20 protein-coding genes are annotated in these 25749 nt (G+C 52.5%); 14 read left to right on the top strand and 6 right to left on the bottom strand.

What is annotated here, in order from left to right:
• Window positions 1-64: 64 nt before the first annotated feature.
• The gene (gene aroP, locus IMQ48_RS01965; protein ID WP_196207690.1) at window positions 65-1438 is read right to left on the bottom strand and encodes an aromatic amino acid transporter AroP; all 1374 of its coding nucleotides are present in this window, start codon (window positions 1436-1438) and stop codon (window positions 65-67) included.
• 564 nt (window positions 1439-2002) lie between these two features.
• On the opposite strand from aroP, the gene pdhR reads away from it, so the two are divergent.
• From pdhR to traT, 5 genes are all read left to right on the top strand, one after another.
• Window positions 2003-2767, top strand: coding sequence for a pyruvate dehydrogenase complex transcriptional repressor PdhR (pdhR, locus tag IMQ48_RS01960; RefSeq protein ID WP_096758283.1), 765 nt, complete (start codon window positions 2003-2005; stop codon window positions 2765-2767).
• A gap of 284 nt (window positions 2768-3051) precedes the next feature.
• Window positions 3052-5715, top strand: a complete 2664-nt coding sequence (aceE, locus tag IMQ48_RS01955) for a pyruvate dehydrogenase (acetyl-transferring), homodimeric type (protein WP_196207689.1) — start codon at window positions 3052-3054, stop codon at window positions 5713-5715.
• A gap of 14 nt (window positions 5716-5729) precedes the next feature.
• On the top strand, window positions 5730-7610 hold the full coding sequence (gene aceF / locus IMQ48_RS01950) for a pyruvate dehydrogenase complex dihydrolipoyllysine-residue acetyltransferase (RefSeq protein ID WP_196207688.1): 1881 nt from the start codon (window positions 5730-5732) through the stop codon (window positions 7608-7610).
• Window positions 7611-7785: 175 nt separating this feature from the next.
• Window positions 7786-9210, top strand: coding sequence for a dihydrolipoyl dehydrogenase (gene lpdA, locus IMQ48_RS01945; RefSeq protein WP_003018686.1), 1425 nt, complete (start codon window positions 7786-7788; stop codon window positions 9208-9210).
• A gap of 194 nt (window positions 9211-9404) precedes the next feature.
• Complete coding sequence (gene traT, locus IMQ48_RS01940; protein ID WP_137361998.1) at window positions 9405-10136, top strand: conjugal transfer complement resistance protein TraT; 732 nt, start codon at window positions 9405-9407, stop codon at window positions 10134-10136.
• Window positions 10137-10188: 52 nt separating this feature from the next.
• On the opposite strand, the gene IMQ48_RS01935 is transcribed toward traT, so the two are convergent.
• Together IMQ48_RS01935 and IMQ48_RS01930 are read right to left on the bottom strand one after the other, a co-directional pair.
• Complete coding sequence (locus tag IMQ48_RS01935) at window positions 10189-10983, bottom strand: DUF2950 family protein (protein ID WP_196207687.1); 795 nt, start codon at window positions 10981-10983, stop codon at window positions 10189-10191.
• A 10-nt stretch (window positions 10984-10993) separates the two neighbouring features.
• Entirely contained in the window at window positions 10994-12586 is a 1593-nt protein-coding gene (locus IMQ48_RS01930) for a DUF3300 domain-containing protein (RefSeq protein WP_196207686.1), read from the bottom strand.
• Window positions 12587-13021: 435 nt separating this feature from the next.
• On the opposite strand from IMQ48_RS01930, the gene acnB reads away from it, so the two are divergent.
• Together acnB and yacL are read left to right on the top strand one after the other, a co-directional pair.
• Window positions 13022-15619 (top strand): bifunctional aconitate hydratase 2/2-methylisocitrate dehydratase, encoded by a 2598-nt coding sequence (acnB, locus tag IMQ48_RS01925; RefSeq protein WP_196207685.1) that lies wholly within the window; start codon window positions 13022-13024, stop codon window positions 15617-15619.
• A 174-nt stretch (window positions 15620-15793) separates the two neighbouring features.
• On the top strand, window positions 15794-16156 hold the full coding sequence (yacL, locus tag IMQ48_RS01920) for a protein YacL (protein WP_196207684.1): 363 nt from the start codon (window positions 15794-15796) through the stop codon (window positions 16154-16156).
• A 59-nt stretch (window positions 16157-16215) separates the two neighbouring features.
• Here the strand turns inward: yacL and IMQ48_RS01915 are convergent, their stop codons facing one another.
• Complete coding sequence (locus IMQ48_RS01915; protein WP_096758273.1) at window positions 16216-16563, bottom strand: YacC family pilotin-like protein; 348 nt, start codon at window positions 16561-16563, stop codon at window positions 16216-16218.
• A 153-nt stretch (window positions 16564-16716) separates the two neighbouring features.
• On the opposite strand from IMQ48_RS01915, the gene cueO reads away from it, so the two are divergent.
• The 3 genes from cueO (at window position 16717) to hpt (ending at window position 20940) form a co-directional block, all read left to right on the top strand.
• Window positions 16717-18312, top strand: coding sequence for a multicopper oxidase CueO (gene cueO / locus IMQ48_RS01910; RefSeq protein ID WP_196207683.1), 1596 nt, complete (start codon window positions 16717-16719; stop codon window positions 18310-18312).
• 144 nt (window positions 18313-18456) lie between these two features.
• Window positions 18457-20112: a methyl-accepting chemotaxis protein gene (locus tag IMQ48_RS01905; protein ID WP_196207682.1), complete on the top strand. Its 1656-nt coding sequence runs from the start codon at window positions 18457-18459 to the stop codon at window positions 20110-20112.
• A gap of 291 nt (window positions 20113-20403) precedes the next feature.
• Window positions 20404-20940 carry a hypoxanthine phosphoribosyltransferase gene (hpt, locus tag IMQ48_RS01900; RefSeq protein ID WP_003018658.1) on the top strand — a complete coding sequence of 179 codons (537 nt, stop codon included), beginning with the start codon at window positions 20404-20406 and terminating at the stop codon, window positions 20938-20940.
• A gap of 72 nt (window positions 20941-21012) precedes the next feature.
• Here the strand turns inward: hpt and can are convergent, their stop codons facing one another.
• Window positions 21013-21675, bottom strand: a complete 663-nt coding sequence (can, locus tag IMQ48_RS01895; RefSeq protein ID WP_196207681.1) for a carbonate dehydratase — start codon at window positions 21673-21675, stop codon at window positions 21013-21015.
• A 109-nt stretch (window positions 21676-21784) separates the two neighbouring features.
• Here can and IMQ48_RS01890 point away from each other — a divergent pair, with 109 nt between their 5' ends.
• The 4 genes from IMQ48_RS01890 to IMQ48_RS01875 all read left to right on the top strand — a co-directional run bounded on the left by IMQ48_RS01890 (window position 21785) and on the right by IMQ48_RS01875 (window position 25313).
• Window positions 21785-22711 carry an ABC transporter ATP-binding protein gene (locus IMQ48_RS01890; RefSeq protein ID WP_196207680.1) on the top strand — a complete coding sequence of 309 codons (927 nt, stop codon included), beginning with the start codon at window positions 21785-21787 and terminating at the stop codon, window positions 22709-22711.
• On the top strand, window positions 22708-23478 hold the full coding sequence (locus IMQ48_RS01885) for an ABC transporter permease (RefSeq protein WP_196207679.1): 771 nt from the start codon (window positions 22708-22710) through the stop codon (window positions 23476-23478). Before IMQ48_RS01890 ends, IMQ48_RS01885 begins: the two co-directional genes overlap by 4 nt.
• A 103-nt stretch (window positions 23479-23581) precedes the next feature.
• On the top strand, window positions 23582-24022 hold the full coding sequence (locus IMQ48_RS01880; protein WP_196207678.1) for a PTS sugar transporter subunit IIA: 441 nt from the start codon (window positions 23582-23584) through the stop codon (window positions 24020-24022).
• A 61-nt stretch (window positions 24023-24083) separates the two neighbouring features.
• Window positions 24084-25313, top strand: a complete 1230-nt coding sequence (locus IMQ48_RS01875; RefSeq protein ID WP_196207677.1) for a polysaccharide deacetylase family protein — start codon at window positions 24084-24086, stop codon at window positions 25311-25313.
• Between the two features lie 6 nt (window positions 25314-25319).
• Here IMQ48_RS01875 and panD read toward each other — a convergent pair whose 3' ends face one another.
• Window positions 25320-25700, bottom strand: a complete 381-nt coding sequence (gene panD, locus IMQ48_RS01870; RefSeq protein ID WP_126319212.1) for an aspartate 1-decarboxylase — start codon at window positions 25698-25700, stop codon at window positions 25320-25322.
• Window positions 25701-25749: the final 49 nt, after the last annotated feature.

Below are 25749 nucleotides of genomic sequence, written 5' to 3'. Positions count from 1 at the left end.
ATAGTCGTCTGTGGGAAAGTGTGAGGCAGGTAACACCCCCTACCTTTGCAGGCAGGGGGGAGAATTAATGCGCTTTAGCCGCTCTGGCTGTTTTCTGCTTACACAGATAACCGACGCCAAGAATAGCAATCCATACCGGGATCAGGTAAACGGAGATTGCCATGCCCGGTGTCATCAGCATAATCACCAGCACTGCCGCCATGAAAATCAGGCAAATCCAATTACCCAGTGGATAGAACAGCGCCGGGAAGCGACTGGCAACGCCCTGCTGTTGTTTCGCCTTGCGGAACTTGATGTGCGCAAGGCTGATCATCGCCCAGTTGATCACCAGCGCGGAGACCACCAGAGCCATCAGTAAACCAAAGGCGGATTCTGGCGCCAGGTAGTTGATCAGGACGCACAGGGCGGTGACCAGCGCGGAGACGAGGATGGTATTGACCGGGACGCCACGTTTATCCACGCTCATCAGCGCTTTTGGCGCGTTGCCCTGCTGAGCCAGACCGAAAAGCATACGGCTGTTGCAATATACGCAGCTGTTATAGACAGACAGGGCGGCGGTCAGTACCACAACGTTCAGTGCGTTAGCCACAAACGTGTCGCCCAGCTCATGGAAGATAAGGACAAATGGGCTGGTATCTGCTGTTACGCGCGTCCACGGCATCAGGGAGAGCAGGACGGCCAGCGAACCCACATAGAAAATCAGGATACGGTAAATAACCTGGTTGGTAGCCTTCGGAATGCTCTGCTCCGGGTTATCCGCTTCTGCCGCGGTAATACCGACCAACTCCAGCCCGCCGAAGGAGAACATGATAATCGCCATCATCATTACCAGACCGGTGAAGCCGTGCGGCAGGAAGCCACCCTGATCCCACAAGTTGCTGACGCTGGCCTGCGGGCCGCCGTTGCCGCTAAACAGCAACCAACCACCGAACAGAATCATCGCCACGACCGCAATAACCTTAATAATGGCAAACCAGAACTCCATCTCACCGAATACTTTAACGTTGGTCAGGTTGATAGCGTTGATGGCCACAAAAAAGACGGCAGCGGAGACCCAGGTCGGGATCTCCGGATACCAGAACTGGATGTATTTCCCAACGGCAGTCAACTCAGCCATGGCAACCAGAACGTACAGCACCCAGTAGTTCCAGCCGGAGGAGAAACCAGCGAAACCGCCCCAGTACTTATAGGCAAAGTGGCTGAAGGAACCGGCTACCGGCTCTTCAACCACCATTTCACCTAACTGGCGCATAATTAAAAAGGCGATAAAACCGGCGATAGCGTAACCCAGAATAATCCCCGGCCCTGCAGACTGGATAACGGACGCGCTGCCGAGGAATAACCCGGTGCCTATCGCGCCACCCAGCGCGATAAGCTGTATATGGCGGTTTTTAAGACCGCGCTTTAGCTGATCGCCATGCTGTTGACTTTCCATCATGAAACCTCGTGTGTGGTTTTACTCTTCATCGTTCGAGTACTTATATTTTGAACCACGCAGTGATGCGTGTGTAAGTTTGCAATTCCGTTTGTTGTATTAATTTGTTTACGGCAGTGGTCAGTAAAATGTTGCCTAAATACTTTTGTCTTGATCAGAATAATGTTATGCGAGCGCGAATGCACCTGCTTTGTGAAGGGAGGATGACGACTTGAATAAAAAGAAACCATTTGTAAATACGAATCTATCTACCACAAAATTTCCATTTTGAATTTTTATTCGTTTATTCCGCTTGAAAAATCGATAAATAAGCAGGTGAATCGGTTCAGATGGGATAGTTTTTCGTTTCAATTACGTTAAAACTACCCCGTGATGGGTAAATTTAACATTTGTGCATAGTTACAGGTTTGAAACGTTATTTCTGTAATGTTGTTAAAATATGCCTCCTTTACTGATTTCAATCAAAACCTGTATGGACAGAAGGTGAATACTTTGTTACTTTAGCGTCAAGAACATGAAATTGGTAAGACCAATTGACTCCGGGCAAATGGCTTAAGACAGGAAATCATGGCCTACAGCAAAATCCGCCAACCAAAACTCTCCGATGTGATTGAGCAGCAGCTGGAGTTTTTAATTCTTGAGGGGACACTTCGCCCCGGAGAGAAACTCCCACCGGAACGCGAGCTGGCAAAACAGTTCGACGTCTCCCGTCCCTCCTTGCGCGAGGCGATCCAACGTCTCGAAGCGAAGGGTTTGCTGCTTCGTCGTCAGGGCGGTGGCACTTTTGTTCAGAGCAGCCTGTGGCAGAGCTTTAGCGACCCACTGGTAGAGTTGCTCTCCGACCATCCTGAATCCCAGTTTGACCTGCTTGAGACGCGCCATGCGCTGGAAGGTATTGCTGCTTATTACGCCGCACTACGCAGCACGGACGAAGATAAAACGCGTATCCGTGAACTCCACCATGCGATCGAGCTTGCTCAACAGTCCGGCGATCTTGACGGCGAATCTGATGCGGTTCTCCAGTATCAAATTGCTGTCACCGAAGCGGCGCACAATGTGGTACTGCTCCATTTGCTCCGCTGTATGGAGCCGATGCTGGCCCAGAACGTCCGTCAAAACTTTGAATTGCTGTATTCGCGTCGGGATATGCTGCCGTTGGTAAGCAGTCACCGTACGCGTATTTTTGAAGCGATTATCGCCGGGAAGCCGGAGGAGGCGCGTGAAGCGTCCCACCGCCACCTGGCGTTTATCGAAGAAATTCTCCTGGACAGAAGCCGTGAGGAAAGCCGTCGTGAACGTGCCTTACGCCGCCTGGAGCAACGAAAGAATTAGTGATTTTTCTGGCAGCTAGTTAACCAGAAGATGTTGTAAATCAAGCGCGAACCAAAAGCGCGGCAACTAAACGCAGAACCTGTCTTATTGCACTTTTAGTTGTTCAAAATAATTCGGGTAGTATCGCGGCGGCAAGCGTGCGAGTCGCCAGAAGCATAGTGAACTATGTGACTGGTGCGAGGAAGCGCAGCCAACAAAGAGACAACCTGAAGTATGAAGAACAAAGAGCGCAATGGGACAGGTTCCAGATAACTCAACGTATTAGATAGATAAGGAATACCCCCATGTCAGAACGTTTCCCAAATGACGTGGATCCGATCGAAACTCGCGACTGGCTACAGGCGATCGAATCGGTCATCCGTGAAGAAGGTGTTGAGCGTGCTCAGTATCTGATCGACCAACTGCTTTCAGAAGCCCGCAAAGGCGGCGTGAAAGTAGCGGCAGGTACAGGGGCCAGCAATTATGTAAACACTATTGCCGTTGAAGATGAGCCGGAATACCCGGGCAATCTGGAGCTGGAACGTCGTATTCGTTCTGCTATCCGCTGGAACGCCATCATGACCGTACTGCGTGCGTCTAAAAAGGACCTCGAGCTGGGTGGCCACATGGCATCCTTCCAGTCCTCCGCAACGGTCTATGATGTGTGCTTCAACCATTTCTTCCGTGCACGCAACGAGCAGGATGGCGGCGACCTGATTTACTTCCAGGGCCACATCTCTCCGGGCATCTATGCACGTGCATTCCTGGAAGGTCGTCTGACTGAAGAGCAGATGAACAACTTCCGTCAGGAAGTTCATGGCAAAGGCCTGTCTTCTTATCCGCACCCGAAACTGATGCCGGAATTCTGGCAGTTCCCGACCGTATCCATGGGTCTGGGTCCAATCGGTGCTATCTACCAGGCTAAATTCCTGAAGTATCTGGAACACCGTGGCCTGAAAGATACCTCTAAGCAGACCGTTTATGCCTTCCTGGGCGACGGCGAGATGGATGAGCCAGAATCTAAAGGCGCTATCACCATCGCGACCCGTGAAAAACTGGACAACCTGGTCTTTGTTATCAACTGTAACCTGCAGCGTCTTGACGGCCCGGTCACCGGTAACGGCAAGATTGTTAACGAACTGGAAGGCATCTTCGCAGGTGCTGGCTGGAACGTGATCAAAGTGATGTGGGGCGGTCGTTGGGATGAGCTGCTGCGTAAAGACACCAGCGGTAAACTGATCCAGCTGATGAACGAAACCGTTGACGGCGACTATCAGACCTTCAAATCCAAAGACGGCGCGTATGTTCGTGAGCACTTCTTCGGTAAATACCCGGAAACCGCAGCACTGGTTGCTGACTGGACTGACGAGCAGATTTGGGCGCTGAACCGTGGCGGTCACGATCCGAAGAAAGTTTACGCTGCACTGAAAAAAGCGCAGGAAACCAAAGGCAAAGCAACTGTAATCCTCGCCCATACCATCAAAGGTTACGGCATGGGTGACACCGCCGAAGGTAAAAACATCGCTCACCAGGTTAAGAAAATGAACATGGACGGCGTGCGTTACATCCGCGACCGTTTCAACGTTCCAGTGACCGATGAGCAGGTTGAAAACCTGTCTTACATTACCTTCCCGGAAGGTTCTGAAGAGCATACTTATCTGCACGCTCAGCGTCAGAAACTGCACGGCTACCTGCCGGCTCGTCAGCCTAACTTCACTGAGAAGCTGGAGCTGCCGGCGCTGGAAGACTTCGGTGCGCTGCTGGAAGAGCAGAACAAAGAAATCTCCACCACTATCGCTTTCGTTCGTGCCCTGAACGTGATGCTGAAGAACAAGTCGATCAAAGATCGTCTGGTGCCGATCATCGCCGATGAAGCACGTACTTTCGGTATGGAAGGTCTGTTCCGTCAGATTGGTATCTACAGCCCGAACGGCCAGCAGTACACCCCGCAGGACCGTGAGCAGGTTGCTTACTACAAAGAAGACGAAAAAGGTCAGATCCTGCAGGAAGGTATCAACGAACTGGGTGCTGGGGCATCCTGGCTGGCGGCTGCGACCTCTTACAGCACCAACGATCTGCCGATGATCCCGTTCTACATCTACTACTCCATGTTCGGGTTCCAGCGTATCGGTGACCTGTGCTGGCAGGCGGGTGACCAGCAGGCGCGCGGCTTCCTGATCGGTGGGACTTCTGGTCGTACGACGCTGAACGGTGAAGGTCTGCAGCACGAAGATGGTCACAGCCATATTCAGTCTCTGACTATTCCGAACTGTATCTCTTACGATCCGTCTTACGCGTACGAAGTTGCGGTCATCATGCACGATGGTCTGGAGCGTATGTACGGTGAGAAACAAGAGAACGTTTACTACTACATCACCACGCTGAACGAAAACTACCACATGCCGGCAATGCCGGAAGGTGTTGAGGAAGGTATCCGTAAAGGTATCTACAAACTCGAAACCCTCGAAGGTAAGAAAGGTAAAGTTCAGCTGTTGGGTTCCGGTTCTATCCTGCGTCACGTTCGTGAAGCAGCGCAGATCCTGGCGAACGACTACGGCGTAGGTTCTGACGTGTATAGCGTCACGTCCTTCACTGAACTGGCGCGTGATGGCCAGGATTGTGAGCGCTGGAACATGCTGCACCCGCTGGAAACTCCGCGCGTTCCGTACATCGCTCAGGTGATGAACGACGCACCGGCTGTAGCATCTACTGACTATATGAAACTGTTTGCCGAACAGGTTCGTACTTATGTACCGGCTGATGATTATCGCGTACTGGGTACTGACGGCTTCGGTCGCTCTGACAGCCGTGAAAACCTGCGTCACCACTTCGAAGTTGATGCTTCCTATGTGGTTGTAGCGGCACTGGGCGAACTGGCTAAACGTGGCGAAATCGATAAGAAAGTGGTTGCTGACGCTATCACTAAATTCAATATCGATGCAGATAAAGTTAACCCGCGTCTGGCGTAAGAGGTAAAAGAAACATGGCTATCGAAATCAATGTACCGGACATCGGGGCTGATGAAGTTGAAATCACCGAGATTCTGGTCAAAGTGGGCGACAAAGTTGAAGCTGAACAGTCGCTGATCACCGTAGAAGGCGACAAAGCCTCTATGGAAGTTCCGTCCCCTCAGGCGGGTATCGTTAAAGAGATCAAAGTCTCTGTTGGCGACAAAACTGAGACCGGCAAACTGATCATGATTTTCGATTCCGCCGACGGTGCAGCAGCTGCTGCACCTGCTCCGGCAGAAGAGAAGCAAGCAGCCGCTCCGGCAGCTGCGGCAGCAGCGAAAGACGTACACGTACCGGACATTGGCGGCGACGAAGTTGAAGTCACCGAGATTATGGTTAAAGTCGGCGATACCGTTGCGGCTGAGCAGTCTCTGATCACCGTAGAAGGCGACAAAGCCTCTATGGAAGTCCCGGCTCCGTTCGCGGGTACCGTGAAAGAGATCAAAATCAATACCGGCGACAAAGTGTCTACTGGCTCCCTGATTATGGTCTTCGAAGTTGCAGGCGCAGCGCCAGCCGCGGCACCAACTCAGGCAGCTGCACCGGCAGCCGCAGCGGCTCCGGCAGCGTCTGGTTCTAAAGAAGTTAACGTCCCGGACATCGGTGGTGACGAAGTTGAAGTCACTGAAGTGATGGTCAAAGTGGGCGATAAAATTGCCGCTGAGCAGTCACTGATCACCGTTGAAGGCGACAAAGCGTCGATGGAAGTTCCGGCACCGTTCGCGGGTACCGTGAAAGAAATCAAAATCAGCACCGGCGATAAAGTGAAAACCGGTTCTCTGATTATGGTCTTCGAAGTTGAAGGCGCGGCACCGGCTGCTGCCCCTGCGCAAGCGGCTGCTCCGGCTGTGGCCGCAGCACCTGCACCTGCCGCAGCTCCGGCTCCGGCAGCGAAAGCAGAAGGCAAATCTGACTTCGCAGAAAACGACGCTTACGTCCACGCTACTCCGCTGATTCGTCGCCTGGCGCGCGAATTCGGTGTGAACCTGGCGAAAGTGAAAGGGTCTGGCCGTAAAGGTCGCATCCTGCGCGAAGACGTTCAGGCTTACGTGAAAGACGCGGTTAAACGCGCTGAATCTGCACCGGCAGCTGCGGCTGGCGGCGGTATCCCGGGCATGCTGCCTTGGCCGAAAGTGGACTTCAGCAAGTTTGGTGAAATCGAAGAAGTGGAACTGGGCCGTATCCAGAAAATCTCGGGTGCTAACCTGAGCCGTAACTGGGTGATGATCCCGCACGTTACCCACTTCGACAAAACTGATATCACCGATCTGGAAGCGTTCCGTAAGCAGCAGAACGCCGAATCTGAAAAACGTAAACTGGATGTGAAATTCACCCCAGTAGTCTTCATCATGAAAGCGGTCGCAGCGGCTCTCGAGCAGATGCCACGCTTCAACAGCTCCCTGTCCGAAGATGGCCAGAAGCTGACGCTGAAGAAATACATCAACATCGGTGTTGCGGTTGATACGCCAAATGGTCTGGTTGTTCCGGTCTTTAAAGACGTGAACAAGAAGAGCATTACCGAGCTGTCTCGTGAACTGACGGTGATCTCTAAGAAAGCGCGTGATGGTAAGCTGACGGCTGGCGAAATGCAGGGCGGTTGCTTCACTATCTCCAGCATCGGCGGCCTGGGGACTACCCACTTCGCACCGATTGTGAACGCGCCTGAAGTGGCTATCCTTGGCGTGTCCAAGTCGGCTATTGAACCGGTGTGGAATGGTAAAGAGTTTACTCCGCGTCTGATGATGCCGATTTCTCTCTCCTTTGACCACCGCGTGATTGACGGTGCTGATGGTGCTCGTTTCATTACCATCATCAACAACACGCTGTCTGACATTCGCCGTCTGGTGATGTAAGCGAAAAAGCCGGCCCGACGGCCGGCTTTTTTCTGGTAATCTCATGATGTCAGTGAGGTTATTGTGCGAAAGACAAATCGGTTGCCGTTTGTTGTTTCAAAATTGTTAACAATTTTGTAAAATACCGGCGGATAGAACGACCCGGTGGACGACGGGTATAAATTAAGAGGTCATGATGAGCACTGAAATCAAAACTCAAGTCGTGGTACTTGGGGCAGGCCCGGCAGGTTACTCTGCAGCCTTCCGTTGCGCAGATTTAGGTCTGGAGACCGTCATCGTAGAACGTTACAGCACCCTCGGCGGTGTTTGTCTGAACGTCGGCTGTATCCCTTCTAAAGCACTGTTGCACGTAGCAAAAGTTATCGAAGAAGCGAAAGCACTGGCTGAACACGGTATCGTTTTTGGTGAGCCGAAAACCGATATCGACAAGATTCGTACCTGGAAAGAAAAAGTTATCACTCAACTGACTGGCGGTCTGGCTGGTATGGCCAAAGGCCGTAAAGTGAAAGTGGTAAACGGTCTGGGTAAATTTACCGGGGCTAACACCCTGGAAGTTGAAGGCGAAAACGGCAAAACCGTGATCAACTTCGACAACGCGATCATCGCGGCGGGTTCCCGTCCGATTGAACTGCCGTTCATTCCACATGAAGATCCTCGCGTGTGGGATTCCACCGATGCGCTGGAGCTGAAAACCGTACCAAAACGCCTGCTGGTTATGGGTGGCGGTATCATCGGTCTGGAAATGGGTACCGTTTACCATGCGCTGGGTTCAGAGATCGACGTGGTTGAAATGTTCGACCAGGTTATCCCTGCTGCCGATAAAGACGTGGTTAAAGTCTTCACCAAGCGTATCAGCAAGAAATTCAACCTGATGCTGGAAACGAAAGTCACCGCCGTTGAAGCGAAAGAAGACGGTATTTACGTTTCTATGGAAGGCAAAAAAGCACCTGCTGAAGCACAGCGTTACGACGCCGTGCTGGTGGCTATCGGTCGTGTACCGAACGGTAAAAACCTTGATGCGGGCAAAGCTGGCGTTGAAGTTGATGACCGTGGCTTCATCCGCGTGGACAAACAGCTGCGTACCAACGTACCGCACATCTTTGCGATCGGCGATATCGTTGGTCAGCCGATGCTGGCGCACAAAGGTGTTCACGAAGGTCACGTTGCCGCTGAAGTTATCGCCGGTAAGAAACACTATTTCGATCCGAAAGTGATTCCGTCCATCGCCTATACTGAACCAGAAGTTGCCTGGGTCGGCCTGACTGAGAAAGAAGCGAAAGAGAAAGGCATCAGCTACGAAACCGCCACCTTCCCGTGGGCAGCTTCTGGCCGTGCTATCGCTTCTGACTGCGCAGACGGTATGACCAAACTGATTTTCGACAAAGAATCTCACCGTGTTATCGGTGGTGCGATTGTCGGTACCAACGGCGGCGAGCTGCTGGGCGAAATCGGTCTGGCGATCGAAATGGGCTGTGATGCTGAAGACATCGCGCTGACCATCCACGCACACCCGACTCTGCACGAGTCCGTGGGCCTGGCGGCAGAAGTGTTCGAAGGTAGCATTACCGACCTGCCGAACCCGAAAGCGAAGAAGAAGTAATCTTCTGACTTTGTAAGAAACGCCTCTTCGGAGGCGTTTTTTTTGCCTGTAACTACCTGTTCTGGTAGTGATCTTATTGATATTTCCTCTAAAAATTTCCATTCAACTGCCGATACTTTTTTCACCATTGTGTGGCTACTGGCCGCGCGGAGAAGAGGCTCTGGACTCTCTATTACACGAAAAAAGGAAAAAACATGTCTTTAAAAAAAATCGCGGTTGTTGGCATGGTTGTCGCGGCAATGACGCTGACCGGTTGTGGTGCAATGACGACTGCCGTGAAAAAACGTAACCTTGAAGTGAAAACGCAGATGAGTGAAACCATCTGGCTGGAGCCTTCCAGCGAGAAGACGGTCTATATTCAAGTTAAAAACACCTCTGATAAAGATATGAGCAACCTGCAGACGCTGTTAGCCAATGATCTGTCAGCGAAAGGGTATAAAGTGACCAGTTCTCCGGACAGCGCCTACTATTGGGTACAAGCAAACGTGCTAAAAGCGGACAAAATGGATCTGCGTGAGTCACAGGGATTCCTGAAAACCGGTTATGAAGGTGCCGCGATGGGGGCCGCTTTAGGAGCTGGTATCACGGCGTATAACAGCAACTCCTCCGGCGCCGCGCTGGGTGTCGGGTTGGCGGCGGGTCTGATCGGCATGGCCGCAGATGCGATGGTTGAAGATGTGAACTATACCATGGTTACCGACCTGCAAATCTCCGAACGCAGCAAAGCGAAAGTGACCACGGATAATGTAGCGGCCCTGCGTCAGGGCACGTCTGGCATCAAACTGCAAACCAGCAGCGCGCAGGGTGACCGCGCGAAATACCAAACCCGCGTAGTCTCTAACGCCAACAAAGTTAACCTGAAATTCGAAGAAGCTAAGCCGGTGCTGGAAGCGCAGCTGGCGAAGTCGGTGGCGAACATTCTGTAAGATAAAGTGCCGGGTAGCGCTAGCGCTGACCCGGCCTATGGTTTTCCCCGCTTTACTGCGCTACTGGCTGCCAGGTTTTATCCGGAGCGTAGGTGGCCATCGCTTGCGCTTTTTGCTGCGATGTCCCTCCAAGATCCTTCTGATAGACAGTGTCATCCCCGCTAATCATAAAGCTCATTACGCCAGTGTGACCGTAGCTGACAGGCCACGCTACCATCGCAAAGCCACTGGTTTTGTCGGGCAGAATACGAAAGCGATAACCGTGATAACCCGTGCCAGGCTCTTGCGGGCTGAAGGCCGGTCCCAAAGGACTTGGCGCTTCGCCAGGGGCAACGGGCCAGTACAAACCATCCTTTTTACCGTCAGAACTGACAATCTTCTGCGCATATTTCTGGTTTATCGCAAAGTAGCTCTGCTGGGCATCTACATAGGCATGTAATGCTTCGATGGCGGCGAGTTCATTGCGCCCAATCTCACGGGTCTGGATCTCTTCGGCGGCTTCGTGCATATCAAATTGCCATCCGGAAGTGGTTTTGATCACCGGGATCGGCAGCTGCCAGTTGTTGTCTCCGACAACAAGGTGTGCGACGTCGCCGTCGACGACGGTATTATGATGGACCTTCCAGTCGCGCAGGAAGCGATCAACGGCATCAGGATCGACGCCCTCGGGTGGCAGAAAGTCGCGCCAGTTTTCTCCGAGCAGGTTATTCATCGCACTTTCATTTTGCTCTCCGATTGCGCTGGTCAGTGCATCGGTTGCCTGGTCTGGTGTACTGAAGGATTGCTGTGCCATCGCGGTGGCCGAAACCATGAACAACACCATTCCACTGAGTAATTTCGTTTTCATGTCGGTTCCCTTAACGATGACGGAATTCACGGTGTTCAGCACGCCCGCCAGATTCCAGGCGTGATGGCTGGTTGCGGGATATCTGTCGGCTCTGAGCGCCTCGTTGCTGCTGGGCTTGCCAACTGCCTGAGCGACTGTCGTTGCCGCTCAGCGCGTTGGCGCGCGACTGGCTGGTTCGCTGTTGGACATTACGCTGTTGCATATTGCGTTGCTGTGCCGGTTGCGTGATCCGTTTTTCTTGTCGTTGGGTGGCAGCCTGGCGATTTTCACGTTGCTGAGTGTTCGCCCGTTTCGCCGTTTGCGGTTTGGTATCGTAACCCCGGTAGTTATTACGCTGGGAAATTTGCTTCAACTGTTGGCTCGATGCCTGACGCTGGGCATCTTTTGTTCCTGGACGCGCTGTCTGAGGGAATGTTTTTCCCGTTGATTTTTCCATCTGGCTCATCGCTGCCTGGCGTTGGCTATCGCGGTTGACCGATCTTTGCGGGGTTTGCTGGGTCGCGCTGAGTCCCGTTGCCGTGTTAGTGGAGTGGAAGCGGTTATTGAGCTGGTTATTTGGGTACGGCACGCCCTCGCGATAGGCCGGGTTATGCTGCCAGGTACGGTTGGCGTCCGTCAGCCGTTGCCCACTGATTTTATTGAAGTTATCAACGTTGATATTAATGTTGTTATCACCATTGCGGTTATAACCGCCATGGTTATCCCAGTCATCGTTATGATGGTGATCGTCGTCATCCCAGTCGATATTGCTGAAGATGGCATAGGTTGTGGCAACACCGAGGCTGAAGCCTAAACCGTTAACGAAGCTGTTGCCAAACTGCTCGCCGGGCGTTGGGGGGAGATAGGTAGGCGGGTAGGCGGTATTGGGCCAGGTACCATAAACCGTATTCGGGTTATAAGTAGGGACGTACACGACCTGCGGATCGGCGGATTCAATTTTGATAACTGTAGGGCTTGTCGTGGTGGTGGTTGTGGTATTGGTTGTTGACTCGCTGGTGGTGGTTTTAGTCGGTGCAGATTTTGTCACGGTAGTGACCGTCTGCTGCGGTGTCGATTGCAACGCACCGGTCTGTTGCGCCAGCGCACGCAGGCGTTGAACGGAGTCCATGACGTCTTGCGGCTGCGCGAGGAAAGCATCGCCCAGGTTTTGTACCCACGGCGGATTTTCACCCATCAGCGACATCAACTGAGGAAATGCGACCAGTGATTTTACGCTGGGGTCCCAGGGTTGCCCGGCAACAGCCTGAATCGCGGCGTCACCCTGCATTTTAGGATTGTCTTTCGACCACTGAGCGGCCTGGATGACGTTGGCTGGATAGGTTGACGCCATGAATATTTGCGACAGCAACGCATCCGGGTAGAGCGCGATGGGCGCAACCCACTGGTCGATTTGTGCGGCAGTGTACGTTGGCGCGACGGCAGGCGCGGGTTGCACGGCCGGTGCGGCTACGGGCGCTGGAGTTGGTGCTGAAGGTTGTTGTGCTACGGGGGCGGGAGCAGCAGGCTCCGTTGTGCGGCTTTTGACGAACATTACGCCAGAGGCGGCAAACAGCCCGGCACTGCACAGTAGGACGAGCAGATGTGGCTTAAGGGGCAACTTCATAAAATGACTCCAACGAGACAAGCGCTGTGCCGTGAGGCGTTCCTGTTGCCGCGAGTATTATTCACCCGTGTTTTACAGTTTTGACTTTTATTGGGGATTCACCCGATATGTCCGAAAAAAGAGTGTGAACATTTATTACACAATTATATCTGATGGCTAAAAAATCGCTGGAATATTCAGCAGGTCACGCTTGAAAATCAACCGGTTCAGGGCGGTTTTAGGAGGCCTTATGTGCGCTCCACCTTGTCGCTACACCATTCTTAACGATTCAGCCAATTTTTTATGTTGCTTTTTTGTAAACGGATTAACACTTAGTGAAAATCCTGTTATTGTGCCTTATGCGGTACCGGGCATTTACCCTACAAACTGCTGTCTCACAGGAGCGTGAAGAGAATCGCCTACCGCATATGACAATGAGAGCGAGGAGATACCGTCGTGCTAGAAGAATACCGTAAGCACGTAGCTGAGCGTGCCGCCTTAGGGATTGTGCCAAAACCGTTAGACGCAACCCAAATGGCCGCACTTGTCGAGCTGCTGAAGACCCCGCCTGTGGGCGAAGAAGAATTCCTGTTAGACCTGTTGATCAACCGCGTTCCCCCTGGCGTCGATGAAGCCGCTTATGTCAAAGCTGGTTTTCTTGCTGCCGTCGCAAAAGGCGACACCACGTCCCCGTTGGTGACACCCGAGAAAGCCATTGAACTGCTGGGTACCATGCAGGGCGGCTACAACATTCATCCGCTGATTGACGCGCTGGACGATGCGAAACTGGCGCCGATTGCTGCCAAAGCGCTCTCTTCAACGCTGCTGATGTTCGATAACTTCTACGATGTAGAAGAAAAAGCCAAAGCGGGCAACGAATATGCGAAGCAGGTAATGCAGTCCTGGGCTGATGCCGAATGGTTCCTGAACCGTCCAGCACTCGCTGAGAAAATGACCGTTACCGTCTTTAAAGTGACCGGCGAAACCAATACCGACGACCTGTCTCCGGCTCCGGACGCATGGTCGCGTCCGGATATCCCGCTGCACGCGCTGGCGATGTTGAAAAACGCCCGTGAAGGCATTGAGCCGGATCAGCCGGGCGCGGTAGGCCCGATCAAACAGATCGAAGAACTGCAGAAAAAAGGTTACCCGCTGGCCTATGTTGGTGACGTTGTCGGTACCGGTTCTTCGCGTAAATCCGCAACCAACTCCGTACTGTGGTTCATGGGCGATGATATCCCGCATGTGCCGAACAAGCGCGGCGGCGGTCTGTGCCTCGGCGGCAAAATTGCACCTATCTTCTTCAACACCATGGAAGATGCGGGCGCACTGCCGATCGAAGTGGATGTGTCGAACATGAATATGGGTGACGTGATTGATGTTTACCCGTTTAAAGGTGAGGTACGCAACCACGAAACCGGCGAACTGCTGGCAAGCTTTGAGCTGAAAACCGATGTGCTGATTGACGAAGTGCGCGCCGGTGGCCGTATTCCGCTGATCATCGGTCGTGGTCTGACTACCAAAGCGCGTGAAGCGCTGGGTCTGCCGCACTCAGACGTATTCCGTCAGGCGAAAGACGTGGCGGAAAGCAGCCGTGGTTACTCCCTGGCGCAGAAAATGGTCGGGCGTGCCTGTGGCGTTACCGGTATTCGTCCGGGCGCTTACTGCGAACCGAAAATGACCTCCGTCGGTTCTCAGGACACCACCGGTCCTATGACCCGTGATGAACTGAAAGACCTGGCGTGTCTGGGCTTCTCCGCAGACCTGGTGATGCAGTCGTTCTGTCATACTGCCGCCTATCCGAAGCCGGTTGACGTGACCACGCACCACACGCTGCCTGACTTCATCATGAACCGTGGCGGTGTCTCGCTGCGTCCAGGCGACGGTGTTATTCACTCCTGGCTGAACCGCATGCTGCTGCCGGATACCGTCGGTACCGGTGGTGACTCTCATACCCGTTTCCCGATCGGTATCTCCTTCCCTGCTGGTTCTGGCCTGGTGGCGTTTGCCGCTGCGACTGGCGTGATGCCGCTGGATATGCCGGAATCCGTTCTGGTGCGCTTCAAAGGCAAAATGCAGCCGGGTATCACCCTGCGCGATTTGGTCCATGCGATCCCGCTGTACGCGATCAAACAGGGCCTGCTGACCGTTGAGAAGAAAGGTAAGAAAAACATCTTCTCAGGCCGCATCCTGGAAATCGAAGGTTTGCCGGATCTGAAAGTCGAGCAGGCGTTTGAGCTGACCGATGCGTCCGCTGAGCGTTCTGCTGCTGGCTGTACCATCAAGTTGAACAAAGAGCCGATCGTTGAGTACCTGACATCTAACATCGTTCTGCTCAAATGGATGATCGCCGAAGGTTACGGCGATCGTCGTACGCTGGAACGTCGCGTGCAGGGCATGGAAAAATGGTTGGCAGATCCACAATTGCTGGAAGCCGACGCTGACGCAGACTATGCGGCAGTGATCGACATCGATCTGGCGGATATCAAAGAGCCAATCCTGTGTGCGCCGAACGATCCTGACGACGCGCGTCTGCTGTCTGACGTGCAGGGCGAGAAGATCGACGAAGTGTTCATCGGTTCCTGCATGACCAACATTGGTCACTTCCGTGCCGCAGGTAAGCTGCTGGATGCGCATAAAGGCCAGCTGCCAACGCGCCTGTGGGTGGCGCCACCAACCCGTATGGATGCCGCACAGCTGACTGAGGAGGGCTATTACAGCGTCTTTGGTAAGAGTGGGGCGCGTATCGAGATCCCTGGCTGTTCGCTGTGCATGGGTAACCAGGCGCGTGTAGCCGACGGCGCGACCGTGGTGTCTACCTCAACCCGTAACTTCCCGAACCGTTTAGGTACCGGTGCGAACGTGTATCTGGCGTCTGCGGAACTGGCGGCAGTAGCGGCGTTGATTGGCAAGCTGCCAACGGCGGAAGAGTATCAGACCTATGTTGCCCAGGTGGATAAAACCGCTGTGGATACCTACCGTTATCTGAACTTTGACCAGCTCTCTCAGTACACCGAGAAAGCGGACAGTGTGATTTTCCAGACAGCGGTATAATTCGCTAGCGGATTTTGCGCAAAAACGCATCAATGCCCGGAGAGGTCAGCTTCTTCGGGCATTTTTATTTCTATTCCTTATACCCGTTACGCTTTTTTTCTGCCGCGCTGCTGCGATAATTACAGCAAGGTGCAGTGCGGTATTGGCGCACTGCCGGGAGCAGAGGAACACATTATGGATTACGAATTTCTGCGCGATATTACCGGAGTGGTAAAAGTGCGAATGTCCATGGGCCACGAAGTGGTAGGGCACTGGTTTAATGAAGAAGTGAAAGAGAACCTGGCCTTACTGGATGAAGTGGAACAGGCAGCGCGTGCGGTAAAAGGCAGTGAGCGTTCCTGGCAGCGAGCAGGGCATGAATATACGCTCTGGCTGGATGGCGAAGAAGTGATGGTACGTGCCAATCAACTGGAGTTTACGGGCGACGAAATGGAAGATGGGATGAACTATTACGACGAAGAGAGTTTATCTCTGTGCGGCGTCGAAGATTTCCTTCAGGTAGTGGCGGCATACCGCGAATTTGTTCAGCAGAAATAATAATTACCGTCGGGTGTGTTTTGTAAGCCGGATAAGCGTCAGCGCCATCCGGCATCACATTATTTAACGTAGGCCAACAGGCTCAGGGAGTCACGCGCCAGCGCTTTGCACTTTTTGGCGACCGGGATGCCAATACCGCTTAAATCGCGGTAGCTGTCTTCACCGAGTGATTTCATGTCGAAGGTGTCGTAATTACTGAGGTCCCACTGGTTCTGCTGGGCAAAAAAGACCAGTGCGCGACGGATCTGCCCGTTCGGCAAATTCTGGTATCCACAGTCATTTTTCAGAAAGACAAACACCGCCGTTAAATCGGCCATATCTTCGGCTTCGGACTCGCTGAGCGCGTAGCTGTTTGCGCATACGGCCATCAGGCTACCGAACAAAATTGTTCTGAAAAACGTCTTCATTGCTTCTACCACTGCATCACGGAATTTAAACGTTAGCACACTGCGAGCGAAGCGACGACCTTTATTATCAGCGGTTCACTTGACCTTCCCGTAAGGGGAAGGCTTATGCTTAAAAGATAGCCTGCTTAAGCTGCTGAATATAAGGAAGTGATTATGCAACGTCGTGACTTTTTAAAGTACTCCGTGGCGCTGGGCGTCGCGTCAGCGTTACCTCTCTGGAGCCGTTCGGTTTTTGCCGCCGAGCGTCCTGCATTACCTATCCCTGACCTGTTAACGACGGACGCGGCCAATCGCATCCAGTTGATCGTTCAAGCCGGGCAGTCAACCTTTGCCGGTAAAACGGCGACTACCTGGGGATATAACGGTAATTTGCTGGGGCCTGCGCTGAAACTGCAGAAAGGTAAAGCAGTCACCGTTGATATCCATAATCAGCTGGCCGAAGAGACGACACTACACTGGCACGGGCTGGAAATCCCCGGTGATGTCGATGGCGGACCGCAAGGGGTTATTCAGGCGGGCGGGAAACGTTCTGTGACCTTCACGCCCGAACAACGGGCAGCGACCTGTTGGTTTCACCCACATCAGCATGGCAAAACCGGTCGTCAGGTGGCGATGGGGCTGGCAGGACTGGTACTGATTGAAGATGAAGACATCCACAAACTGCTGCTGCCGAAGCAGTGGGGAATTGATGATGTTCCGGTGATTATTCAGGACAAGCAGTTCTCCGCAGACGGACAAATTGACTATCAGCTGGATATGATGACTGCTGCTGTCGGGTGGTTCGGCGATACGCTGCTGACCAACGGGGCGATGTACCCGCAGCATGCCGCGCCGCGCGGTTGGCTGCGTCTGCGTCTGCTGAATGGCTGTAACGCCCGTTCACTTAACGTGGCGGCCAGCGACAACCGTCCGCTGTACGTCATTGCCAGCGATGGCGGACTGTTGGCTGAGCCGGTGAAAGTCACCGAGTTGCCCATGCTGATGGGCGAACGTTTTGAAGTGCTGGTAGATATCAGCGACGGCAAAGCCTTTGATCTGCTCACTTTGCCGGTGAGTCAGATGGGCATGGCGATTGCGCCCTTTGATAAGCCGCATCCGGTGATGCGCATTCAGCCGTTGCGTATTACCGCTTCCGGTACGCTGCCGGACACGCTGACCACCCTGCCTGCCTTGCCTTCTCTGGAGGGGCTGACAGTGCGCAGGCTGCAGCTGTCTATGGACCCGATGCTCGACATGATGGGCATGCAAATGCTGATGCAGAAATATGGTAACCAGGCCATGGCAGGCATGAGGCATGGGCAGATGATGGGGCATATGAATAATGGCGAGATGAGCCACGGTAAAATGAATCATGGCAACATGAATCACGGTAATATGGGTAGTATGGACCACGGCGGGAAGTTTGATTTCCATAATGCCAACCGCATCAATGGCCAGGCATTTGATATGAATAAACCAATGTTTGCCGCGACGAAAGGTCAGCACGAACGCTGGGTGATTTCCGGGCAGGGCGACATGATGCTACATCCGTTCCATATTCACGGCACCCAGTTCCGCATTCTGTCTGAGAACGGTAAAGCACCGACCGCGCACCGTGCGGGCTGGAAGGATACCGTTCGTGTTGAAGGCGGCGTCAGCGAGGTGTTAGTGAAGTTTGACCACGACGCACCGAAAGAGCATGCCTATATGGCGCACTGCCATCTGTTAGAGCATGAAGATACCGGCATGATGCTCGGCTTTACGGTTTAATACCTCATCGCCGGATAGACCCCTGTCCGGCGCTTAACTGCACAGTTCCCCCTCTCTCGCACATTTCACCATTGAACATAAAGTAATCGCCTTTGGGGCCGATAATCGTTATGTCCCCAATGTGAGTTCAATGGATGAAAAAGTATGATTAGAAATGTACGCGTTATTACCGGCATTCTTATGGTTCTCGCCATTTTCTGTTTATTGCAGATCGTTACGGGAAGTCTGTTTTATTCTGCAGTAAACAACGATCGTCTTAATTTCCAGAATTCAGGTACGCTGAATTCTCAACAGGAAAATCTGAGTGATAGCGTCAATACGCTGATTAAAACCCGCGTGACTGTTACCCGCGTAGCAATCCGCTTCTTAAAAAATCAACGCGATCCGGCTTCGCTGGCGGCAATTGATACTCTGCTGAATACGGCCAGTGAGTCGATGAAAAAGGCTGAGGGGTATTTCGCCCGTTATCAGGCACTGCCGCATGTGACAGGACAAAACCCACAGATTGCCGCTGATATGGAAAAGCAATATCGGCAGATGCATGATGTGATGAAGTTATCGATAGAGTATTTGCGTGCAAATAACTATCAGGCCTATGGCGATCTTGATGCACAGAAAGCGCAGGATGAGATGGAAGCCAGCTACGAACAGTGGCGAAATGAAAATAATGCGCTGCTCCAGCATGCTGCTGCAGAGAACCAGCACAGCTTTACCCGTATGCAATGGACGCTGGGGGGCATCGTACTGGTCGTGCTCATTGTGCTCGGTGTGATCTGGAGTGGGTTGCAGCATATTTTGCTTAAACCGCTGGCGCAGATTATGGACCATATTCGTACTCTCACCCAGGGAGATTTAACCCACCGACTTGGCGTTCAGGGGCGCAATGAAATGGGGCGTCTGGCGATGGGTCTGGAAGAGATGCAGCAGTCGCTGATTTCGACAGTGACTGCCGTACGTAACAGCTCGGAGTCAATTCATAGCGGTGCGACGGAGATTTCCTCGGGCAATAACGACCTCTCTTCACGAACGGAGCAGCAGGCGGCCTCACTTGAGGAAACCGCCGCCAGCATGGAACAGCTTACTGCAACCGTAAGACAAAATACGGACAATGCAAAACAGGCGACTCAACTGGCGAAGAATGCGTCTGATACCGCCGCACGTGGCGGGCAGGTTGTAGATACCGTTGTACACACGATGAGTGAGATAGCAGATAGCTCAAAGCAAATTGCCCAGATCACCAGCGTTATTGACAGTATTGCTTTTCAGACCAATATCCTGGCGCTGAACGCGGCGGTTGAGGCCGCCAGAGCCGGTGAGCAGGGAAGAGGGTTTGCTGTTGTAGCCGGAGAAGTCCGTACCCTGGCAAGCCGTAGCGCTCAGGCGGCAAAAGAGATTAAAGCGTTGATTGATAAGTCAACCAGCTGCGTAGGAATGGGATCGCAGCAGGTATCCGATGCCGGTAAAACCATGAAAGAGATTGTTGCGGCGGTGACCCGTGTGACCGATATTATGGGCGAGATTGCTTCGGCCTCTGAGGAGCAGAGTCGAGGTATTGAGCAGGTAAGTCTTGCTGTCTCGCAAATGGACAGCGTCACCCAACAAAACGCCGCGCTGGTGGAAGAGTCCGCAGCCGCCGCTGCCTCACTTGAACAACAGGCTGAGCAGTTACGTCTGGCTGTGGCGGTATTTCACATTACCCATTCGCTGGGTGACAGTGTGAGTCGACAACCGCCGACGTCCCCTCCGCGCGTAACGACAAGCGCTCCAGTTACTCAAGATGCTCACTGGGAAACCTTCTGAATTCCCGCTCTGATTGCCAGAGTGGATACAATATTCGTTCAAGAGACAAGCCGGGGATGTTCCCCGGCTTTTGCGTAGTAAATGAGCAAAAAAATACGCACACAGGCTCTCCCGTTAACTATCAGAGGAACCGGGTCTCTTTACTGGTATACTTCATCAACTGAATTGTTTGTATGCTGTCGCAAGTTTTGTGGTTAGAGCGAGCCACCGTCGGTTGGTGTTTCAACGTAAGCGCTTTCTTTCGATTTGCATGATGTGTTAACTGATAAAAATCAGTGAGTTATATAGTTTATGAAACATACTGTAGAAGTCATGATCCCGGAAGCGGAGATCAAAGCGCGCATTGCTGAACTCGGGCGTCAGATTAACGAACGTTACAAGGACAGCGGCAGTGACATGGTGCTGGTTGGTCTGTTACGCGGCTCATTTATGTTTATGGCAGACCTGTGCCGCGAAGTGCATGTCTCCCACGAAGTTGATTTCATGACCGCCTCAAGTTACGGCAGCGGCATGTCGACTACCCGTGATGTTAAGATCCTCAAAGACCTGGATGAAGACATTCGTGGTAAAGATGTACTGATCGTTGAAGATATCATCGACTCCGGTAACACGCTGTCTAAAGTGCGTGAAATCCTCAGCCTGCGCGAGCCGAAATCTCTGGCGATCTGTACGCTGCTGGACAAACCCTCTCGTCGTGAAGTGAATGTTCCGGTCGAATTTATCGGCTTTTCCATTCCGGATGAGTTTGTTGTTGGTTACGGCATCGACTATGCCCAGCGTTATCGCCATCTGCCGTATGTTGGCAAAGTGGTACTGCTGGACGAGTAAATCTGCGAACGCGCCTGATGGCGCGTGTTTTGTAGGCCGGGTAAGGCGTAACCGCCACCCGGCAATAATGCGTTATTTGTGATTGATATGTTTCTGGCTGAGGTTCGACAAACCCTGTCGGTAGCGCTGTTCCAGGGATTCGCGGCTGGTGGCGGTCACGTCCAGATCGCGAAGCAGGCCATCATGAATACCGTAGGCCCATCCATGAAGGGTCACTTTTTGACCGCGCTTCCAGGCTGAACGCATGATGGTGGAGTGGCCGAGGTTGTAGACCTGCTCCATGACATTCAGTTCGCACAGCGTATCAATACGGCGCTCCGGCGGCATTTCACCCAGCAACGAGCTGTGTTTAAACCAGATATCGCGGATATGCAGTAACCAGTTGTCGATAAGCCCCAGTTCCGTATTTTCAATGGCCGCCTGTACGCCGCCGCATCCGTAGTGCCCACAAATAATAATGTGTTCCACTTCCAGCACATCAACCGCATACTGAACCACTGAGAGACAGTTCAGATCGGTATGGATAACCAGATTAGCAACATTACGGTGAACAAATAATTCGCCCGGTTCAAGACCGGTTAAACGTTCCGCGGGAACGCGGCTATCGGAGCATCCAATCCATAGAAAGCGCGGATTCTGCGCGTGCGTCAGTGTTTCAAAAAATCCGGGATCTTCTTCTACCAGCATCTTTGACCATAGTGCATTGTTGCTGATGAGTGTATCTATGTCTTTCATGGAGTGTTACGACCCGAAGCCAGATAAATGCGAGGGGCTAATATAGGGTAACTCCAGGATTAATTAAACTATATATACAATGTCGGAATGTAAGGTAAGTGGAAAAAACATGACCATTGCTCTGGAACTTCAACAGCTTAAGAAAACTTATCCCGGTGGCGTTCAGGCGCTACGTGGCATAGATTTGCAAGTCGAAGCGGGTGATTTTTATGCGCTTTTAGGCCCTAACGGCGCAGGAAAGTCCACCACCATTGGGATTATCAGCTCACTGGTGAATAAATCCTCCGGGCGGGTTAGCGTCTTTGGATACGATCTTGAAAAAGATACGGTTAACGCTAAACGTCAGCTTGGGCTTGTGCCGCAGGAGTTTAACTTTAACCCGTTTGAAACCGTGCAGCAGATTGTGGTGAACCAGGCGGGGTATTACGGTGTTGAGCATAAAGAGGCCGTAAAACGCAGTGAAATTTATCTAAAACAGCTCGATCTGTGGGAAAAACGTAACGAACGCGCGCGTATGCTGTCCGGTGGTATGAAGCGCCGTTTGATGATCGCCCGTGCTCTAATGCATGAGCCGAAGCTGTTGATCCTCGATGAACCGACGGCAGGTGTTGATATCGAACTGCGTCGTTCAATGTGGGGCTTTTTAAAGGATTTAAACGACAAAGGCACGACGATTATTCTGACCACCCACTATCTCGAAGAGGCGGAAATGCTGTGCCGTAATATCGGTATTATTCAGCATGGTGAGTTGGTGGAGAATACGTCGATGAAAAATCTGCTCTCCAAGTTGAAGTCCGAGACCTTTATTCTCGATTTAGCAGCGAAAAGCCCGCTGCCAAAGCTGGAAGGTTATCAATACCGCCTGGTTGATACTTCCACGCTGGAAGTTGAAGTGCTGAGAGAGCAGGGAGTGAACAGCGTGTTTTCCCAGCTGAGCGCCCAGGGCGTTCAGGTATTGAGTATGCGAAACAAGGCGAACCGACTGGAGGAGCTGTTTGTTTCTCTGGTGCATGAAAAACAAGGAGATCGCACATGATGCAGCTTTACTGGGTCGCACTGAAAAGCATCTGGGCGAAAGAGATTCACCGCTTTATGCGGATCTGGATACAAACGCTGGTCCCACCGGTCATTACCATGACGCTGTATTTTATTATCTTCGGTAATTTGATTGGCTCACGTATCGGCGAAATGCACGGCTTTAGCTACATGCAGTTCATCGTACCGGGGCTGATTATGATGGCGGTGATCACTAACTCGTACGCCAACGTAGCGTCGTCATTTTTCAGCGCCAAGTTTCAACGCAACATTGAAGAACTGCTGGTCGCACCGGTGCCGACGCACGTCATTATTACCGGTTTTGTCGGCGGTGGTGTGGCGCGCGGACTGTGCGTAGGTATTCTGGTGACCGCTATTTCCCTGTTCTTTGTCCCGTTTCAGGTGCACTCGTGGGTCTTTGTGGCGCTGACGCTGGTGCTGACGTCGGTCCTGTTCTCGCTGGCCGGGTTGTTGAATGCGGTGTTCGCCAAAACCTTTGACGACATCAGCCTGATCCCGACCTTTGTGCTGACACCGCTGACCTACCTTGGGGGCGTTTTCTACTCATTAACGCTGCTGCCACCGTTCTGGCAGGGACTGTCGCACCTGAATCCGATTGTCTACATGATCAGCGGCTTCCGCTACGGTTTCCTCGGTATTCATGATGTGCCGCTGGTCACGACGTTTGGCGTGCTGGTGGTATTTATTGCCGCATTTTATTTACTCTGCTGGTATCTGATTCAGCGTGGACGTGGGCTACGCAGTTGATTTTTTCTTCCTCTCCCGGTTCGGGAGAGGAAGACTTTTGATGCTTATCACCGTTATGTATTTATCACCTTGATAAACTACTTGCCTGCTAAGGAGGTAGGCAATGTTAGGTTGGGTGATTACCTGTCATGACGATACGGCACAGGATATGCTGCATCGTCTGGAAAAAAAGTTCGGCCCGCAGACGCAATGTCGGGCAGTGAGTTTTTGGCGTGGACTAAGCGCAAATATGTTAAGCCGGATGATGTGTGATGCTCTGCACACGACAGATTCTGGCGAGGGCGTGATATTCCTGACGGATATTTCTGGCGCTGCGCCATATCGCGTAGCGGCATTGATGAGCCATAAACATTCGCAATGTGAAGTGATCTCCGGCGTGACTTACCCATTGCTTGAGCGAATGCTTTTATCGCGAGAATCATTGAGCAGTTCTGAATTTCGTGATCAGATCGTGTCCCTCGGAGGCCCCGATGTCACCAGCCTCTGGCATCAACAACAGAAAAATCCCCCCTTTGTGTTGAAGCATGATTTGTATGAGTATTAAGCATTGGTATTGATGATGCTTTTGCTACAATAGCCGAGGTTTTTCGCCTCGGTTATCCCATATGGTTATGCGTGCTCTGCTCATTCTGATGTTCCTGTATTCTGGTTTTGCTGCCGGGGCATTGCCTGTGCGTTATATGCAAACTACCGAAGATGCCGCAGTCTGGGCGCAGATTGGCAATAAAATGGTGACGGTAGGGAATATTCGCGCGGGCCAGATCCTCTCGGTCATTCCCGGCGGCAAAGACTATTACGCGTTTAACTTTGGCTTTGGTAAGGGGTTTATCGATAAAGGCCATCTGGAGCGCGTGCAGGGGCGGCAGAAGGTCGAAGATGGGTTGGGCGATCTCAATAAACCGCTGAGTAATCAGAATCTGGTGACCTGGAAAGATACGCCGGTTTACAATTCCCCTGATGTCGGGAGCGCGCCATTTGGCATACTGGCGGACAATTTGCGCTACCCCATAATAAACAAGCTGAAAGGCAGGCTGAACCAGACGTGGTATCAAATTCGCATTGGCGACCGACTGGCGTATATCAGCGCCTTAGATGCTCAGGCCGATAGCGGGATCCCAGTGCTGACTTACCATCATATTCTGCGTGATGAAGAGAATACCCGTTTTCGTCATACCTCGACGACCACTTCCGTACGCGCGTTCAGCAACCAAATGACCTGGCTGCGTGATATGGGCTACGCCACGCTGACGATGTACCAATTAGAAGACTACGTGCGTAACCGCGCTAATCTGCCCGCACGCGCGGTGGTGATCACCTTTGACGATGGCCTGAAGTCGGTCAGTCGCTATGCGTACCCGGTGCTGAAGCAATACGGCATGAAAGCGACGGCGTTTATTATCTCATCGAGAATTAAGCGCCACCCGCAGCGGTGGGATCCAAAATCGCTGCAGTTTATGAGTATCTCTGAACTGAATGGCATCAGGGATATTTTTGACTTTCAGTCACATACCCATTTTTTACATCGGGTAGATGGTTACCGCCGGCCCATTCTGCTCAGCCGTAGTCACCATAATATCCTGTTTGATTTTGCCCGTTCGCGACGCGCGCTGGCCCAGTTTAATCCGCACGTGTTGTATCTCTCTTACCCCTTTGGCAGTTATAACGCCACAGCGGTGCAGGCAGCAGGAGAGGCTGGATTCCACATGGCGGTGACGACGGTAAAAGGGAAGGTGAAGCCGGGTGATAATCCGATGTTGTTAAAGCGGCTTTATATTTTAAGAACGGATTCGTTAGAGACGATGTCGCGGCTGGTCAGCAACCAGCCGCAGGGGTAACACGTTTCAGGCAACCTGTACCGGGATCGCTTTCGCAGTACGTTTCATTTCGTTGTCACCTTCGAAGTAGGCAACTTTCGGCCGCCAGGTCCGCGCTTCGGCATCAGACATCGTGACGAAGCTGGCGATAATGACAATGTCGCCAACCTCAGCGCAATGTGCCGCTGCACCGTTCACGGAGATGATCTTCGAACCGCGCTCAGCCGCAATCGCATAAGTAGAGAAACGTTTACCGTTGGTCACGTTCCAGATATCAATGGCTTCGTTTTCCAGAATACCGGAAGCATCGAGGAAGTCCTGGTCAATGGCGCAGGAGCCTTCGTAATGCAGGTCTGCCTGTGTGACCTTCACGCGGTGAAGCTTGCCTTGCAGCATGGTGCGAATCATAACGTCTATACCCTGTCGTTTACCTTAGCTAAGCAGGCAAAAGACCTGC

It is taken from the genome of Citrobacter sp. Res13-Sevr-PEB04-36, from assembly GCF_015672735.1.
GTDB lineage: Bacteria > Pseudomonadota > Gammaproteobacteria > Enterobacterales > Enterobacteriaceae > Citrobacter.
Note: the sequence above shows the minus strand (reverse complement) of the source record. Positions and strands in the feature narration are given on the sequence as shown.